This is a genomic window from Vibrio sp. 10N.286.45.E10 (assembly GCF_002874195.2).
Taxonomy (GTDB): domain Bacteria; phylum Pseudomonadota; class Gammaproteobacteria; order Enterobacterales; family Vibrionaceae; genus Vibrio; species Vibrio crassostreae.
In genome coordinates this window covers 2642734-2656918 of sequence record NZ_MCWD02000001.1, presented here as the reverse complement: position 1 = coordinate 2656918, position 14185 = coordinate 2642734, and the positions used below count along the sequence as shown (strand labels likewise).

The 14185-nt window shown below is 45.4% G+C and carries 18 protein-coding genes; 2 read left to right on the top strand and 16 right to left on the bottom strand.

Going from position 1 to position 14185, the window contains the following annotated elements; genetic code table 11:
* Positions 1-41: 41 nt before the first annotated feature.
* From hemW to BCU34_RS11735, 7 genes are all read right to left on the bottom strand, one after another.
* Positions 42-1229 carry a radical SAM family heme chaperone HemW gene (gene hemW / locus BCU34_RS11765; RefSeq protein WP_102479700.1) on the bottom strand — a complete coding sequence of 396 codons (1188 nt, stop codon included), beginning with the start codon at positions 1227-1229 and terminating at the stop codon, positions 42-44.
* Positions 1229-1828: an XTP/dITP diphosphatase gene (locus BCU34_RS11760; protein WP_048668738.1), complete on the bottom strand. Its 600-nt coding sequence runs from the start codon at positions 1826-1828 to the stop codon at positions 1229-1231. Before BCU34_RS11760 ends, hemW begins: the two co-directional genes overlap by 1 nt.
* Before the next feature lie 46 nt (positions 1829-1874).
* Positions 1875-2306 carry a DUF4426 domain-containing protein gene (locus BCU34_RS11755; protein ID WP_102431289.1) on the bottom strand — a complete coding sequence of 144 codons (432 nt, stop codon included), beginning with the start codon at positions 2304-2306 and terminating at the stop codon, positions 1875-1877.
* Between the two features lie 28 nt (positions 2307-2334).
* Positions 2335-2625: a DUF167 family protein YggU gene (yggU, locus tag BCU34_RS11750; RefSeq protein ID WP_102479699.1), complete on the bottom strand. Its 291-nt coding sequence runs from the start codon at positions 2623-2625 to the stop codon at positions 2335-2337.
* A 29-nt stretch (positions 2626-2654) separates the two neighbouring features.
* Positions 2655-3212 carry a YggT family protein gene (locus tag BCU34_RS11745; RefSeq protein WP_017067798.1) on the bottom strand — a complete coding sequence of 186 codons (558 nt, stop codon included), beginning with the start codon at positions 3210-3212 and terminating at the stop codon, positions 2655-2657.
* A gap of 76 nt (positions 3213-3288) precedes the next feature.
* On the bottom strand, positions 3289-4107 hold the full coding sequence (gene proC / locus BCU34_RS11740) for a pyrroline-5-carboxylate reductase (RefSeq protein ID WP_102431288.1): 819 nt from the start codon (positions 4105-4107) through the stop codon (positions 3289-3291).
* An 82-nt stretch (positions 4108-4189) separates the two neighbouring features.
* Positions 4190-4894: a YggS family pyridoxal phosphate-dependent enzyme gene (locus BCU34_RS11735; protein WP_102431287.1), complete on the bottom strand. Its 705-nt coding sequence runs from the start codon at positions 4892-4894 to the stop codon at positions 4190-4192.
* Between the two features lie 26 nt (positions 4895-4920).
* Between BCU34_RS11735 and BCU34_RS11730 the strand changes: the two genes are divergently transcribed.
* Together BCU34_RS11730 and BCU34_RS11725 are read left to right on the top strand one after the other, a co-directional pair.
* Positions 4921-5958, top strand: a complete 1038-nt coding sequence (locus BCU34_RS11730) for a type IV pilus twitching motility protein PilT (protein ID WP_048659419.1) — start codon at positions 4921-4923, stop codon at positions 5956-5958.
* A 14-nt stretch (positions 5959-5972) separates the two neighbouring features.
* Positions 5973-7082 (top strand): PilT/PilU family type 4a pilus ATPase, encoded by a 1110-nt coding sequence (locus BCU34_RS11725; RefSeq protein ID WP_055319637.1) that lies wholly within the window; start codon positions 5973-5975, stop codon positions 7080-7082.
* Between the two features lie 69 nt (positions 7083-7151).
* Here BCU34_RS11725 and BCU34_RS11720 read toward each other — a convergent pair whose 3' ends face one another.
* The 9 genes from BCU34_RS11720 to metK all read right to left on the bottom strand — a co-directional run bounded on the left by BCU34_RS11720 (position 7152) and on the right by metK (position 14184).
* Entirely contained in the window at positions 7152-7310 is a 159-nt protein-coding gene (locus BCU34_RS11720; protein ID WP_165886710.1) for a hypothetical protein, read from the bottom strand.
* A gap of 98 nt (positions 7311-7408) precedes the next feature.
* Positions 7409-7831: a Holliday junction resolvase RuvX gene (gene ruvX / locus BCU34_RS11715; RefSeq protein ID WP_048659417.1), complete on the bottom strand. Its 423-nt coding sequence runs from the start codon at positions 7829-7831 to the stop codon at positions 7409-7411.
* Between the two features lie 55 nt (positions 7832-7886).
* Entirely contained in the window at positions 7887-8450 is a 564-nt protein-coding gene (locus BCU34_RS11710) for a YqgE/AlgH family protein (RefSeq protein WP_102479698.1), read from the bottom strand.
* A gap of 104 nt (positions 8451-8554) precedes the next feature.
* Positions 8555-9505, bottom strand: a complete 951-nt coding sequence (gene gshB, locus BCU34_RS11705) for a glutathione synthase (RefSeq protein ID WP_019822368.1) — start codon at positions 9503-9505, stop codon at positions 8555-8557.
* Between the two features lie 9 nt (positions 9506-9514).
* Positions 9515-10246 (bottom strand): 16S rRNA (uracil(1498)-N(3))-methyltransferase, encoded by a 732-nt coding sequence (gene rsmE / locus BCU34_RS11700; protein ID WP_055319636.1) that lies wholly within the window; start codon positions 10244-10246, stop codon positions 9515-9517.
* 152 nt (positions 10247-10398) lie between these two features.
* Positions 10399-11130 (bottom strand): endonuclease, encoded by a 732-nt coding sequence (locus tag BCU34_RS11695; RefSeq protein ID WP_102321472.1) that lies wholly within the window; start codon positions 11128-11130, stop codon positions 10399-10401.
* A gap of 151 nt (positions 11131-11281) precedes the next feature.
* Positions 11282-11782 (bottom strand): SprT family zinc-dependent metalloprotease, encoded by a 501-nt coding sequence (locus tag BCU34_RS11690; RefSeq protein WP_102321473.1) that lies wholly within the window; start codon positions 11780-11782, stop codon positions 11282-11284.
* Between the two features lie 80 nt (positions 11783-11862).
* Positions 11863-12660 (bottom strand): DUF2189 domain-containing protein, encoded by a 798-nt coding sequence (locus BCU34_RS11685; protein WP_102479697.1) that lies wholly within the window; start codon positions 12658-12660, stop codon positions 11863-11865.
* 369 nt (positions 12661-13029) lie between these two features.
* Positions 13030-14184: a methionine adenosyltransferase gene (gene metK / locus BCU34_RS11680; RefSeq protein ID WP_017062234.1), complete on the bottom strand. Its 1155-nt coding sequence runs from the start codon at positions 14182-14184 to the stop codon at positions 13030-13032.
* Between the last annotated feature and the right edge of the window lies 1 nt (position 14185).

The following is a 14185-nucleotide window of genomic DNA, read 5'->3' as shown; positions in this document are numbered from 1 at the left end:
GGTTGGCTTTAAAGCCAACCCTTACACAATACATCTCGAATCTATTCGTCTTCTTCTGCCATAAAGGCTTCCAGCAAATCGTTGAGGAATAGCTTCCCTTTTTCTGTGATCTGCCAGTGAGTGTCGGTTTCATTCAAGTAGCCTAGCTCTTTTGCCCATTCAATAGTTTCTTGAATCGAGTCAAAACCAAGCCCAGTCGTATCGATAAAATCTTGCTTTGGACATGCTTCCATTAGCCTAAAGCGGTTCATGAAGAACTCAAAAGGGCGGTCTTCATTGGGCACTTCAAATTCGTCTGATAGATAAGGCTTCACCATGTTCTGGTAAGCTGCTAGGTAGCCTCTAGGATGCTTAACCTTAGTGGTGCGAACAATGCGCCCATCAGCAAAGCTCAGCTTGCCATGAGAGCCACAGCCAATACCTAAGTAGTCACCGAAGCGCCAGTAGTTGAGGTTATGTTGGCATTGATATCCAGGCTTGCTGTAGCCTGAGATTTCGTACTGTACATACCCTGCGTCTGCGAGCTTTTTGTGGCCTAATTCGAAGATATCCCAGAGATCATCGTCATCAGGTAGAGTTGGCGTTTTGTAATAGAACATGGTGTTAGGTTCTATTGTTAGCTGATACCAAGATAAATGTGGAGGGTTAAGCTCGATCGCTTTATCCAAATCAGCCAATGCTTGATCTATGCTTTGATCGGGTAAGCCGTGCATGAGATCTAAGTTGAAACTATTCAATCTAATTTTATGCGCTAAATGAGCGGCATTTACCGCTTCGTCTTGACCATGAATACGCCCAAGTCTTTCAAGCTTATCTTGCTCAAAACTTTGCACACCCACCGAGATTCGACTCACTCCTGCCTTTTGGTAACCTGCAAAACGCTCAGCTTCGATAGTTCCCGGGTTGGCTTCCATGGTGATTTCTATTTCAGGTTTGAACGGAATACGTTGCTCAATACCTTGTAGTAACCGCCCGATGCCTTCAGGAGAGAATAAACTCGGAGTTCCTCCACCTATAAAGATTGAGTGCAATGGACGAGGCATACCATTGAGCTGATATTTTTCGATATCGGTATCGAGATCCTCAAGCAGTGCATCTATGTACTCTTTCTCTGGGATCTCGGCTTTGAGGGCGTGAGAGTTAAAATCACAATACGGACACTTTTGTACACACCATGGGATGTGGACATAGAGGCTAAGTGCGGGTGGTATTAGCGCTGCATTGTGCATTACAGAGCTTGCTCCTTGAGAGTCTTTAATAGTGACGCAAGCGCTTTACCACGGTGTGATAGTTGCTTCTTACGTGAAGATTCAAGTTCTGCTGATGCGCAGTTATCTTCTGGAACAAAGAATACGGGATCGTAGCCAAAGCCATTCTCACCATGTTCTTCGGTAAGGATGCGACCTTCCCATTTCCCGTGACACACTAGAGGTGTTGGATCATTCTCGTGACGCATTAGCACCAACACACAGTGGAAACGCGCAGTACGCTTTTCAGTTTCGACACCTTGCATCGCGTTTAGCAATTTTTCGATGTTCTGTTTATCGGTTGCCCCTTCACCTGAGTAACGCGCTGAGTAGATGCCCGGAGCACCATTTAAGTAATCAACCTCTAAACCTGAGTCGTCAGCAATCGCTGGCTGTCCTGTTTCTTTCGCGGCGTGGCGAGCTTTGATGATGGCATTTTCAATGAAAGTTGTCCCCGTTTCAGCGACTTCTGAAACGTTAAATTCACTTTGTGCGACCACGTCAAAGCCAAACTCAGACAGAATATCTGCCATCTCGCGAACTTTACCTTGGTTGCCTGTTGCTAAAACAATCTTGCTCATGGGAATGTGACTCTAATAAGTGAATAAATGAAAAGTAAGGGATAGCTTACTCTTCTATATAGAATTTCTGTGTGAAGCGCAGTGGGCCAGTGCCTTTCAAGCCTGCGTTAACATCGATGTTAAAGGTGATGTTCTCTTCGTGAGTTACAGGGAACTCAGCAAGGTAATAAATCGCATCACCTTCTTTGATTTCTCGAAACTTCAAAGTTCGGGTGTTTCCAACGAGGTTCTTCGCTGTTCCCGTAATTTTAGCCGTTGTAGCAGGCTTGCCTAGGGAAGCCTTGTCTAACACGCTGATGTTGAGGATTGCTGAGTATCCATTTCGCTTAAGTTTGTATTGCTTAGCGACTTGCGCAGTTAGAAACGTGGAATTAAAAGCCGAGTAGTGAACCTCGACATCTTTGATGTTTTTAAACTGCCCTGCCCAACTAGGTAGGGCAATAAGAGAGGTGAGTAGTGCTGTTATCCATAGACGCATAATGACTCCAATAAATAGCAAAAAGCCATCATAGGATGGCTTTGACTTCAGTTGGGATTTGGCTTGGCGAGCATATTCGAACTTGCTTATGCCGACCGAGCTCTCCCTTTCCTATCTTAATTTGCCCTTTTGCGACCTTAAACTGTTTCGCTAGGTATTTCGCTAAATGGGCATTGGCTTTGCCATCTACCGGTGGGGCGGTAATGGCAATTTTTAGTTCCTCACCATGCAAGCCAACAATCTTGTCTCGGCTTGCTTTGGGTTGGATATAGAGCCTAAGAAGAATATCGTCTTCCTCGGCCCAAACCGCTTTTGGCATCGTCAAAGTACCTGATGTTTGTACTTGAATTATAGTTGATACCAAATAGGACCAATCATGTCGCCCATTAGGAAGTTCGCAAATTGCAGAACAATGAACAGAACCAGTACGCTTAGGTCGAAACCACCCATGTCCGGAAGGATACGGCGAATAGGCACTAACATTGGTTCAGTCAGTTGATGGAATACGTACTCTATTGGGCTACGACCTTGGCTTACCCAGCTTAGGATTGCACGGATAAGTAGAACCCAGAAAATTAAACCACCAGCCGCTTTGAGCAGAGACAGTGCACCAAAGATTAGGAAGCTAATATCGAAAACGGCAGCGCCGCCAGAGATAATCAGGTTTAGAGCAACGAACTTAAGTACACACAGCACATAAGCAAAAACAACCGTCGCAAGATCAAGGCTGCCGATAGATGGAATAACTCGGCGTAGTGGGGCAACAACCGGTTGTGTCGCTTTTACGATGAATTGTGAGAATGGGTTGTAGAAATCTGCACGTGATGCTTGTAGCCAGATACGCAAGATCACAACCATGATGTAAAGATCAAAAACGGTCGAGATCAGAAAGCTCATCGAGTTCATATTGTTTCCTTTTTCGGATTTACTTGCCGCTTAGATATAACCTGAGCGGCAAAATGCTTGTTTACCTTGATTGGTACTAAAACAGTTTTTCCATCTCTTCAGCCCGAGCGACTGCCGCTTGCATGGCTTTGGCTACGATGTCTGATAGTTGATGTTCGTTAAACGTGCGTAGTGCTTCTGCGGTCGTGCCGCCTTTTGATGTCACTTGTTCACGCAGTGTTGATAATTCAGTCTCTTGGTTTGCTACCACCATCTCTGCCGCGCCTAACGCAGACTGCTGAACTAATTTACGAGCGGTTTCTTGGTCGAAGCCTTGGTTGACTGCTTCTGCTTGCATCGCTTCCATAAACAGGAAGAAGTAAGCCGGAGCACTACCCGCCGCCGCAATAATGTTATTGATACCAGATTCTTGCTCAACCCAGCTTACTTCACCTACAGCTTGCATCAGCTGAGAAGCAAAGTCTTTATCATCTTGGCTAACGGTTGAATCGGCATAAAGACCGCTCATCCCCTTCCCAAGTAGTGATGGCGTGTTTGGCATCACACGAACAAGGTTCAGCTGGCAGTTTAACATCTCATTGAGTCGATTCGCATTAATACCCGCGGCAATTGAGATAACCAGTTTGTTGCTGAAGTCGATATCTTGTAAGGGCTTACATACATTAGCCATCATTTGTGGCTTCACGGATAACACGACAACGTCTGCTTGCTCTGCTGCTGCAATATTATCGCTGGTGGTATTGATGCCGTATTCTTGTTCTAACGGCAACCTTCTGGTTTCTGAAGGTGCGGTTGCCGTAATCTTTTGCGCTGGGTAACCACTCGCGACTAAGCCCGCTACAATTGAGCGAACCATGTTTCCCGCCCCAATAAAGGCGATGTTCTTATGTTCCATATATAAAATCCTGAGCGTGTCGCTGCGCGGATAAGGCGAAGCGGTATCAATACTTGTACTTGTCGTTGGTTACTTACTACGGCTATTTCGCGTAATCACGAGCGCCGAAAATAGCCGTTCCAATACGAACCATTGTGCTGCCAGCCTCAACGGCTGCATCCATATCACCACTCATCCCCATAGACAGGGTATCGATGTCTGGATACTTCGCGGATAACTTATCTTTAAGCTCTGCCAGTTGAGAGAACGCATTAAGCTGTGATTGATAGTCAGAGACGTTTGCAGGAATCGACATCAATCCTCTTAAGGTGAGGTTAGGGAGCGATGAAATCAACTCCGCGAGTGCAAAAACTGTCTCTTCTGAGGTTCCTGACTTAGACTCTTCACCACTGGTGTTTACCTGAATCAGCACCTGTAGAGGTGGAAGTTCGCTTGGACGTTGATCATTAAGTCTTTGTGCGATCTTATCGCGATCAACGGAATGTACCCATTGGAAGCTTTCCGCGATTGGACGAGTTTTATTGGACTGAATTGGACCAATAAAGTGCCACTCTAAATCTAGGTTAGAATGTTGTTCTGAAAAGTGTTTTACTTTATCGACACCTTCTTGAACATAGTTTTCACCAAAGGCAACTTGGCCTCCGAGTGCGGCTTCTAGAATCGCATCAATAGGTTTAGTTTTGCTGACGGCTAAAAGTTGCACGGACTCTGGAGCTCGTCCGCACTTTTGCTCAGCACTACGAATCTGTGAGGTGATTTGTTCGATATTTTGTTGAATACTACTCATAGCTGACTTTACTTAAGGGAAAATAAATGGATATCACTGAGTTACTAGATTTTAGTGTAAAGCATAACGCGTCAGATCTACATCTTTCTGCGGGTGTATCTCCAATGGTACGTATAGATGGTGAAGTAAGGAAGCTTGGAATCCCAGCTTTGAGTCATGCTGATGTGCATCGTTTGGTTTTTGAGATCATGAGCGATTCGCAGCGTGGTGAGTTTGAAGAAAAATTGGAAGTCGACTTCTCTTTTGAATTGCCCAATGTTGGTCGTTTCCGTGTGAATGCTTTTAACCAAGCTCGTGGTTGCTCGGCTGTCTTTCGAACTATCCCTGTAGAAATCCCAACTTTAGATCAACTAGGTGCGCCTGAAATCTTTGAAAAGATTGCCAACTACGAAAAAGGTTTAGTGCTCGTTACTGGCCCAACAGGCTCTGGTAAATCAACGACCCTTGCGGCGATGGTTGATTACGTAAACCGCAACCACAACAAACATATCCTGACGATCGAAGACCCGATTGAATTCGTTCACACCAACAATAAATGCCTTGTTAACCAACGTGAGGTCCATCGTGATACTCACAGCTTCAAAGCGGCGCTGCGCAGCGCGTTACGTGAAGACCCAGATGTTATCCTTGTTGGTGAGCTTCGTGACCAAGAGACGATCAGCTTAGCGCTAACCGCAGCGGAAACCGGTCACTTGGTTTTTGGTACCCTACATACCAGCTCTGCAGCAAAAACGATTGACCGTATCATTGATGTTTTCCCTGGTAGCGATAAAGACATGGTGCGTTCAATGCTGTCTGAATCGTTACGATCGGTGATTGCACAGAAGCTGCTAAAACGTGTAGGGGGTGGTCGTGTGGCTTGCCATGAAATCATGATGGCGACACCAGCGATCAGAAACTTGATTCGTGAAGACAAGGTCGCTCAGATGTATTCGATCATTCAAACGGGCGCAGCACATGGCATGCAAACCATGGAGCAAAACGCGAAGCAGCTGATGGCTCAAGGCTTGGTTGACTCGGAAGAGGTTGAGAAAAAAATCGAAATTGAAACCTCAATGTTTTAATCAAGGTGCACATAATGGAATTGAATCAAATCCTTGAGGGAATGCTGTCTCAAAAAGCGTCCGATCTTTATATCACCGTCGATGCGCCTGTCTTGTTCCGTGTCGATGGTGAACTACGACCGCAAGGCGAGAAGCTGAATTCGGTTCAGGTCGCTCAACTACTTGATGCGATGATGGATCAAGACCGACGTGATGAATATCAGCAAACGCGTGAGGCTAATTTTGCCATAGTGCGTGACTTTGGGCGTTTTCGTGTCAGTGCATTCTTTCAACGAGAGCTACCTGGAGCGGTCATTCGACGTATCGAGACTAACATCCCAACCTTTGAGCAATTAAAGCTTCCAGATGTACTGCAGGACCTTTCAATCGCTAAGCGCGGACTTGTGTTGGTGGTTGGGGCGACAGGCTCTGGTAAATCGACCTCAATGGCTGCGATGACTGGTTATCGCAATACCAACCGCTCGGGGCATATCTTGACGGTTGAAGACCCAATTGAATTCGTTCACGAACATAAAAAATGTATCGTGACTCAACGTGAAGTTGGGCTCGACACCGAGAGCTATGAAGTCGCACTTAAGAACTCGTTACGTCAAGCGCCAGACATGATCTTGATTGGCGAAATCCGTAGCCGTGAAACCATGGAATACGCGATGACCTTTGCTGAAACGGGTCACTTGTGTATGGCAACTTTGCACGCCAATAACGCTAACCAAGCGTTAGAACGTATTCTCCACTTGGTACCGAAGGAACAAAAAGAGCAGTTCTTGTTTGATTTGTCGATGAACTTGCGTGGTGTGGTGGCTCAGCAATTAATCAGAGATAAGAATGGCAGCGGTCGCCATGGTGTGTTTGAGATTCTACTCAACAGCCCTCGTGTGTCTGACTTGATTCGTCGTGGTGAACTACATGAACTGAAAGCAACCATGGCAAAATCAAAAGAGATTGGTATGCAGACCTTTGACCAAGCTTTATATGATTTAGTTGTAGCAGGCAAGATCAGCGAAGAGGATGCGTTTCACAGTGCTGACTCTGCTAATGACTTACGTTTGATGCTAAAAACCAGACGTGGCGATGATGACTACGGGACTGGTGCTTTGGCCGGGGTAAAGATAGACATGGGTTAGGTTGAATGCCTAGTGTCTGGTGCCAATAAAAAACCCGCTGAGATGCGGGTTTTTTGTAAAGTGAATAAATTAGTGATTAGCAAAACGGTTGTTGTCGTTCGAGTAGCCACGCTCTTTCTCTAATTTAATTTTAGTTGGATATTGTTCGCCAGTGTAACCCGCTGAACCCCCCATTGAACTGCATGCTGAAATGGTTAGAGCGGTGAAGATTGCTAGAAAAATTTTCATTTGAACTCCCACGTTCTGATTTTGAATTGCATCGACATTACGGCGTGAAATTCGTGTGGGATCACAAATTAGTTCAAATTTTGCTCACTTAATTTTCGTTACGAATATTGCGCTTCAAACCAGCTCTCTAAAATGACGACTGCAGACTGGTTATCTACATTGCCTTTACTTAATGCTTTATAGCCACCCATGTCAAAAAGATCGGCTCTTGCTTCGGCAGTCGATAGCCTCTCATCATGCAGTTCAACATCAACACCAAAGCGCCCTTTAAGGCGGTTAGCGAACTTCTTCGCTCTAGGTGTGATGGTGGCTAGATCTTTGCCATGAAGGTCGGTAGGAAGGCCAACCACAATCAGGTTAGGTTGCCACTCCTTAATTTGCTTTTCGATATCGTCCCAGTTAGGAATTCCGTCTTTGGCTTTAAAGGCTTTCAGTGGGCTTGCTGTGCCTGTGATTTCTTGTCCTATCGCACTGCCGATACTTTTTGTACCGTAGTCAAATGCCATAATTGTTCGTGACATGGGGGTTCCAAATTTATCTGTGTTTGAGAGTGTCTGTTTATTTAGCTGATTTGAGCTAGGCGTGACCAGCGTCTGCTGAAAGCTGAGCCGCATTAATGCCTAACATCTGCACGGCGACTTTCCAGCGGTCAGAAATCGGTGTATCGAAGATGACCTTTGGATCGGCTTCAACGGTTAACCATGAGTTCTCGGTAAGTTCGGTTTCCAGTTGTCCCGGTTCCCATCCTGCATACCCAAGTGCGACTAAATAATTCATCGGCTCATCTTCTGTGCCCAACACCATCAAGATATCTTTTGAGGTTGTCACTGAGATTTGAACTGTCATGTTGATGCTGGATTGATAGCTGCCTTTAGGTTTGTGCAAAATAAACCCACGGTCTTCTGCGACCGGCCCACCGTTCAATACTGGCTTATCAAGACTTGCCTGATTCGATTTCGGCTGCTCAGAATCAACCTCAACTTGTTTAAGCATGCTTCCGACAGTGACATCGATAGGAGCGTTGATCATTAAGCCCATCGCACCTTCGTCGTTGTGCTCACAAAGGTAAATTACCGAATTTTGAAAGTAGGGGTCTTTCATTCCGGGCATAGCAACCAGAAAGTGGTTCGTTAAATTCATAGAGCCTCCTGCCAGTGTGTTCCCAGTAAAGGAAAAAGAGCGGCGTGAAGCCGCTCATTGATTCTGTGCCGTTTGCGAATAGCTAAGGCTTTCTTTAGTTTAGGCTATTTAGCGTTAACGCGACGCTCGATTGCGTCCATTAATTTACCTGTTACCGAAATATCAAAAGCAGCTTCAATTTCACGGATACAAGTAGGGCTGGTCACGTTAATTTCTGTCAGCTTGTCGCCGATAACATCCAGTCCGACAAAGATTAAGCCTTTTTCTTTTAGTGAAGGAGCCACTGCTCGTGCAATAGCCCAGTCTGTTTCACTTAATGGACGAGCTTCACCTGTACCGCCAGCGGCTAGGTTGCCGCGTGTTTCGCCTTTAGCTGGAATACGAGCTAGGCAGTAAGGCATTGGCTCACCGTCAACCACAAGAATACGCTTATCACCATTGCTGATGTCAGGAACAAAGGTTTGTGCCATTGCGTAGTTTTGACCATGGTTGGTCAGCGTTTCAATGATCACCGATACGTTTGGATCGCCTTCCTTCACGCGGAAGATAGACGCACCACCCATACCATCAAGTGGTTTTAGGATCACGTCACCATGCTTCTCACGAAACTCTTTAATCTTTTCAGCTTTACGAGTCACGATGGTAGTTGGTGTTAGCTCTGGGAACCAAGCCGTGAACAACTTTTCGTTACAGTCACGTAGGCTTTGTGGCTTGTTTACGATCAGTGCGCCGTTTTCTTCAGCACGCTCAAGAATGTAGGTCGCGTAAATGTATTCAGTATCAAACGGAGGATCTTTACGCATCAATACTGCATCTAAATCAGATAGCGCGATAGTCTGTTCTGACTTGAATTCATACCAACCGTTTGGGTCTTCCTTTAGTTCTACAACCTTAGTGTCAGCAATGGCTACGCCTTGATCTAAGTGTAGATCATCCATTTCCATGTAATGGATTTCGTAACCACGACGCTGAGCTTCAAGCATCATGGCAAAGCTAGAGTCTTTTTTGATGTTAATGGATGAAATTGGATCCATTACGATGCCAAGTTTGATCATTTTTTTCTCCTAGCCTAGATCGCCAAAACGGACTTGTAAGGCAGTAATTGCGGTTAGAGCAGCTGTTTCGGTACGAAGTACACGTGGGCCGAGTAGCGTCTCTTCAAATTTGTATTGCTCTGTCATGCCGATTTCTTCAGCCGACAAGCCACCTTCAGGACCAATCAATAGGCGTACCTTGCTGATAGGTTCTGGAAGGGTGTTAATTGAGTACTTTGCTCGAGGGTGCAGGTTTAGCTTTAGTGCTTCGCTTGGTTCGCTGCACCATTCTTCAAGCTGCATAATTGGACGAATGACTGGAACCGTATTACGGCCACACTGTTCACACGCCGCGATAGCAATCTTTTGCCACTGTGCGAGTTTTTTCTCAAAGCGTTTTGTATCAAGTTTAACGCCACATCGCTCTGAAATTAGAGGGGTAATGGTGTTCACACCAAGCTCAACCGATTTCTGAATGGTGAACTCCATTTTGTCACCACGTGAAATCACTTGGCCTAAATGTAAGTCTAACGGAGATTCGCTGCTGCGCTCGATGCGTTCAGAAACATTAACGGTGACATTTTTCTTTGACACTTCAGTGATTGTCGCTGGAAATTCAGCACCACTGCCATCAAATAGAAGGACTTCTTGGCCTTCTTTCATGCGAAGGACACGACCAACATGACCCGCGGCATCTTCGCCTAAAGCGAGTGAACCTAACTGATGAATGCGTTCTGGGTGATGGATACGAGGGATTCTCATGCTGGTAAACCTATAAATATGTTCATTTGGGTATTTTGTCTCTGCCTAACATGGATGCTTTTGGTTGAAAAAACAAGGGTAGAGCAAGAGTTTCAGGGGCAATTCTGAAACTCTTGTTTGAGATAGTTGGAATGTTGATTGTACGAGTGACGTTATTTACAAGCAGGGTAAACAAATGGGTTGTGATTTCCTTGGATGGCATAGATTCGCTCATCCCGAGTACATTCCCACTTGTCGACAGGAAATTGCTTGTTCCACGCCATCATCAGGTTGGTTTGCTGCTTAGATAGCTTGAAGCCATACTCTTGGCTCATGTAAAGGTAGGTACGCGCGATAGAGCCTTTTGCTCTGTCTGGCGGCATCACCTTACGCTGCTTGAAGTTGACCTGCATTTCGCACTGACCATAGCTCACGCCATCCATTCCATTCCACTGGCTGAAGTTGTAGTTCGAACGGTCACCATTTACTTCACCGATAGCTGGCGTTAGGTTGTGGAGATCGGCTTCCATGGACTTGAATACTTTGTCATTGCGAGTGCAGTTCTTGCGCCCGCCATCTTGCCAGCACTGACGCTGGTGGCCGAATTGCCAAGCTGGAACCACGTGTTCCCACTCAATTCGACTCGCTCGCTTTTGTTGTTTTCGGACTTGATAACCACAGCCGTCAAGGTCGGGAATCCCTTTCTTTTTGTCCTTCCATGTAATGTCACAACCACAATAAAATGAAGTCGGGTGGTCGAGATAAATCTTCACCGCTTCTCTTTTTGCTTTGGAGAATGAGCTCAGTGGTGCGGCGAAAACGCTTTGGGTTACCAGTAGGCCAAATACTATTGATAAGTAAAAAGACACAGGTAGGCCAAATGCTTTGATGGTGAGTTTTTGCATAGAAAAAGACTGATAAAAGTATGATAAACATCAGTCTAGCACTCAAAGGATGAGTTTCTCCATTACATTTCTATCATCAACTTAATCGAGTGTTGCTTTCTGAAATAAAAAGGATGGGGTTACCAAATCGAATAGGTGCGAGTCTAGGACTTTAGCTGAGCTGTGTGCCTGTGAAGGATAAGGTTTGATAGCACAGCTGGCAGCGATAGGTCGATTGATTTCGAAGCACTTTATTGTGTCGTCTGATTGATAATGGGTAAGTGGTGCACTCACATCGATATTCAAAGGTTTTCCCTTGAACTGAAGCTATTTCAAAGCTGTGAGTTGTTTTGGCTGGAACGTTGAATACCTTTTCCATCACGTATTTCCACTCGTTTCCGTGAGGCCTAACACGTCCGAAAACCTGATGCGTGATTAGGTGTGCTAGCTCATGCGGCACAACTTCGTTGATGAAGGCGTCTTCATTTTCAGAAAATAGTACGTGGTTGAGCTTAATTTCGTTGAGCTGAAGGTAGGCCTTTCCCGCTGCTTTACCTCTTAACTTGAAGGTGATAGTTGGGTGTGGAAATTCACGAGAGAAATGTTGATTTGCGATAGCTAGGCACTCGGCCAATTTCTTATTTGCTCGATGTTGTTGCGGGGTGTAAGACAAACGTTGTTAACTCCAAATAAAAGACCTCAGCGTTTAAGCCAAGGCCTCATCATAACATTGCTTTTTGATCTAGCGATGCTTTACATGTGATGTTTTTTCTTAATGATCTCGTGATAAGCGTGCCATGTACCATAACCAAGTAGCGGCATGGTGACGATCATTCCGATGCCGTAGGTGGCAAAACCCACCAGAATACCGGCACAAATAATACTTGCCCAAACCACCATTGCAGGAATGTTCGATTTCACGGCATTAAAGCTAGTGAAAATTGCGCTCATCACATCAACGCGTCTCTCCATCATTAACGGAATTGAAAATGCTGAGATGCTAAATATGAGGCTTGCGATAACAAAACCAATCACAGAACCCGTAATTAAGAAGGGAGCGAACTCAGCCAATGGTGCGCCTTGCACTGAAGGGTAGAGCGCGTGCAATAACGCAGCGATACGCATCCAGAATATCATCGCAACCATCAACACAATCGCAAAGGCCCATTGGTGGGTGGAGTTGCGAGTGATGGCTTTCATTGAGTGGAGTAGGCTGGCGTTATGGCCTTTTTCTCTTTCCCAAGCTGCGTCATACAAGCCTAGGGCAAGAAACGGCCCTATCAGCATGTACACGATCAGGCTTGGCATCACGACTAAGTGTGTTCCTTGCCATTGGACAAGTTGAACAATCGCAATTGCTGCTCCCATAAAGCACAATCCGTAAAATGCGCTGATTAATGGCATTCTTACTAAGTCATGCAGAGCAAGCGACAACCAATGAAAGGGTGCGGAAATACTGATTTGGTTGCAAGGAATGGTGCGAGCGTAATCCTTATCGCTGACCTTGTGTTTTTTATCGTTCAGTTCGGATGGGTGCGCGGTACGAGGCATAGATCCCCCTAGTTAAATAACGTCCTAGTTATAATTCCATAAGGCTCATCGATATGGCTTGTGTGAGAGTTATGGTGTTTGAGCTAAATTGCTCTTTGTCATCCCAGTTATTGTTCTAGCGTGCATTTAACGAGCGTTATCAGACTGAATTAATTTAAGTTAAATGTGAGCTTGATCGCCTAGGAGTTACCTTAACTATTGTCAGTAGTGCTAGAAAACACAAATTATCAGCGGCTTTTTATACTAAGTGGTTAACGGTAAAGAAGGGCGTTGGAGAAGGGTATTGTGAGTGAAAGTTCGGTAAGTACATAAAAATAAAGCCCTTACTAAGCAGTAAGGGCTTTAAAGAAACAAATCGCAGTGGCTAAATTATTTTAGGCCAGCGAAGTCCGCAAGGATTGCTGCTTTGTCAGTCGCTTCCCAAGGGAACTCTTCACGACCGAAGTGGCCGTATGCAGCAGTTTGCTTGTAGATAGGCTGAAGAAGGTTCAGCATCTCTTGAAGGCCGTATGGACGTAGGTCGAAGTTTTGACGAACTGCTTCAATGATGATTTCGTGCGCTACTTTCTCAGTACCGAACGTTTCAACCATGATAGATGTTGGATCAGCAACACCAATAGCGTAAGACAGTTGAATCTCACAACGATCAGCCATGCCAGCAGCAACGATGTTTTTCGCAACGTAACGAGCCGCGTAAGCTGCAGAACGGTCAACTTTTGATGGATCTTTACCTGAGAATGCACCGCCACCGTGACGAGCTGCGCCGCCGTAGGTATCAACGATGATCTTACGACCAGTTAAACCACAGTCACCCATTGGGCCACCGATTACGAAACGGCCTGTTGGGTTGATGAAGAAGTTAGTATCTTTGTTGATCCACTCAGCAGGAAGTACTGGCTTGATGATTTCTTCCATTACTGCTTCGCGTAGGTCAGGCGTTGTTACTGAATCACAGTGTTGAGTAGAAAGAACAACAGCATCGATACCAACGATCTTACCTTGGTCGTATTGGAACGTAACTTGAGATTTCGCATCTGGGCGAAGGAAGTCAAGTTTGCCGCTCTTACGTACTTCAGCTTGCTTCTTAACAAGAAGGTGAGAGTAAGTAATTGGAGCTGGCATTAGGATAGGAGTTTCGTTAGTCGCGTAACCAAACATGATACCTTGGTCGCCTGCGCCTTGCTCTTTAGGGTCTTCTTTATCAACACCTTGGTTGATGTCTGGAGACTGCTTACCAATTGTGTTTAGAACAGCACAAGAGTCAGCGTCAAAGCCCATATCAGAATGAACGTAACCAATTTCACGTACTGTTTCACGAGTGATTTCTTCGATATCAACCCATGCAGACGTTGTCACTTCACCGCCAACCATAACCATGCCGGTTTTAACGTAAGTCTCACAAGCAACACGTGCTTTTGGATCTTGTTCCAAGATGGCATCAAGAACAGCATCAGAGATTTGGTCTGCAATTTTATCTGGATGACCTTCTGAAACAGATTCAGAAGTGAATAGGTGCTTAGCCATG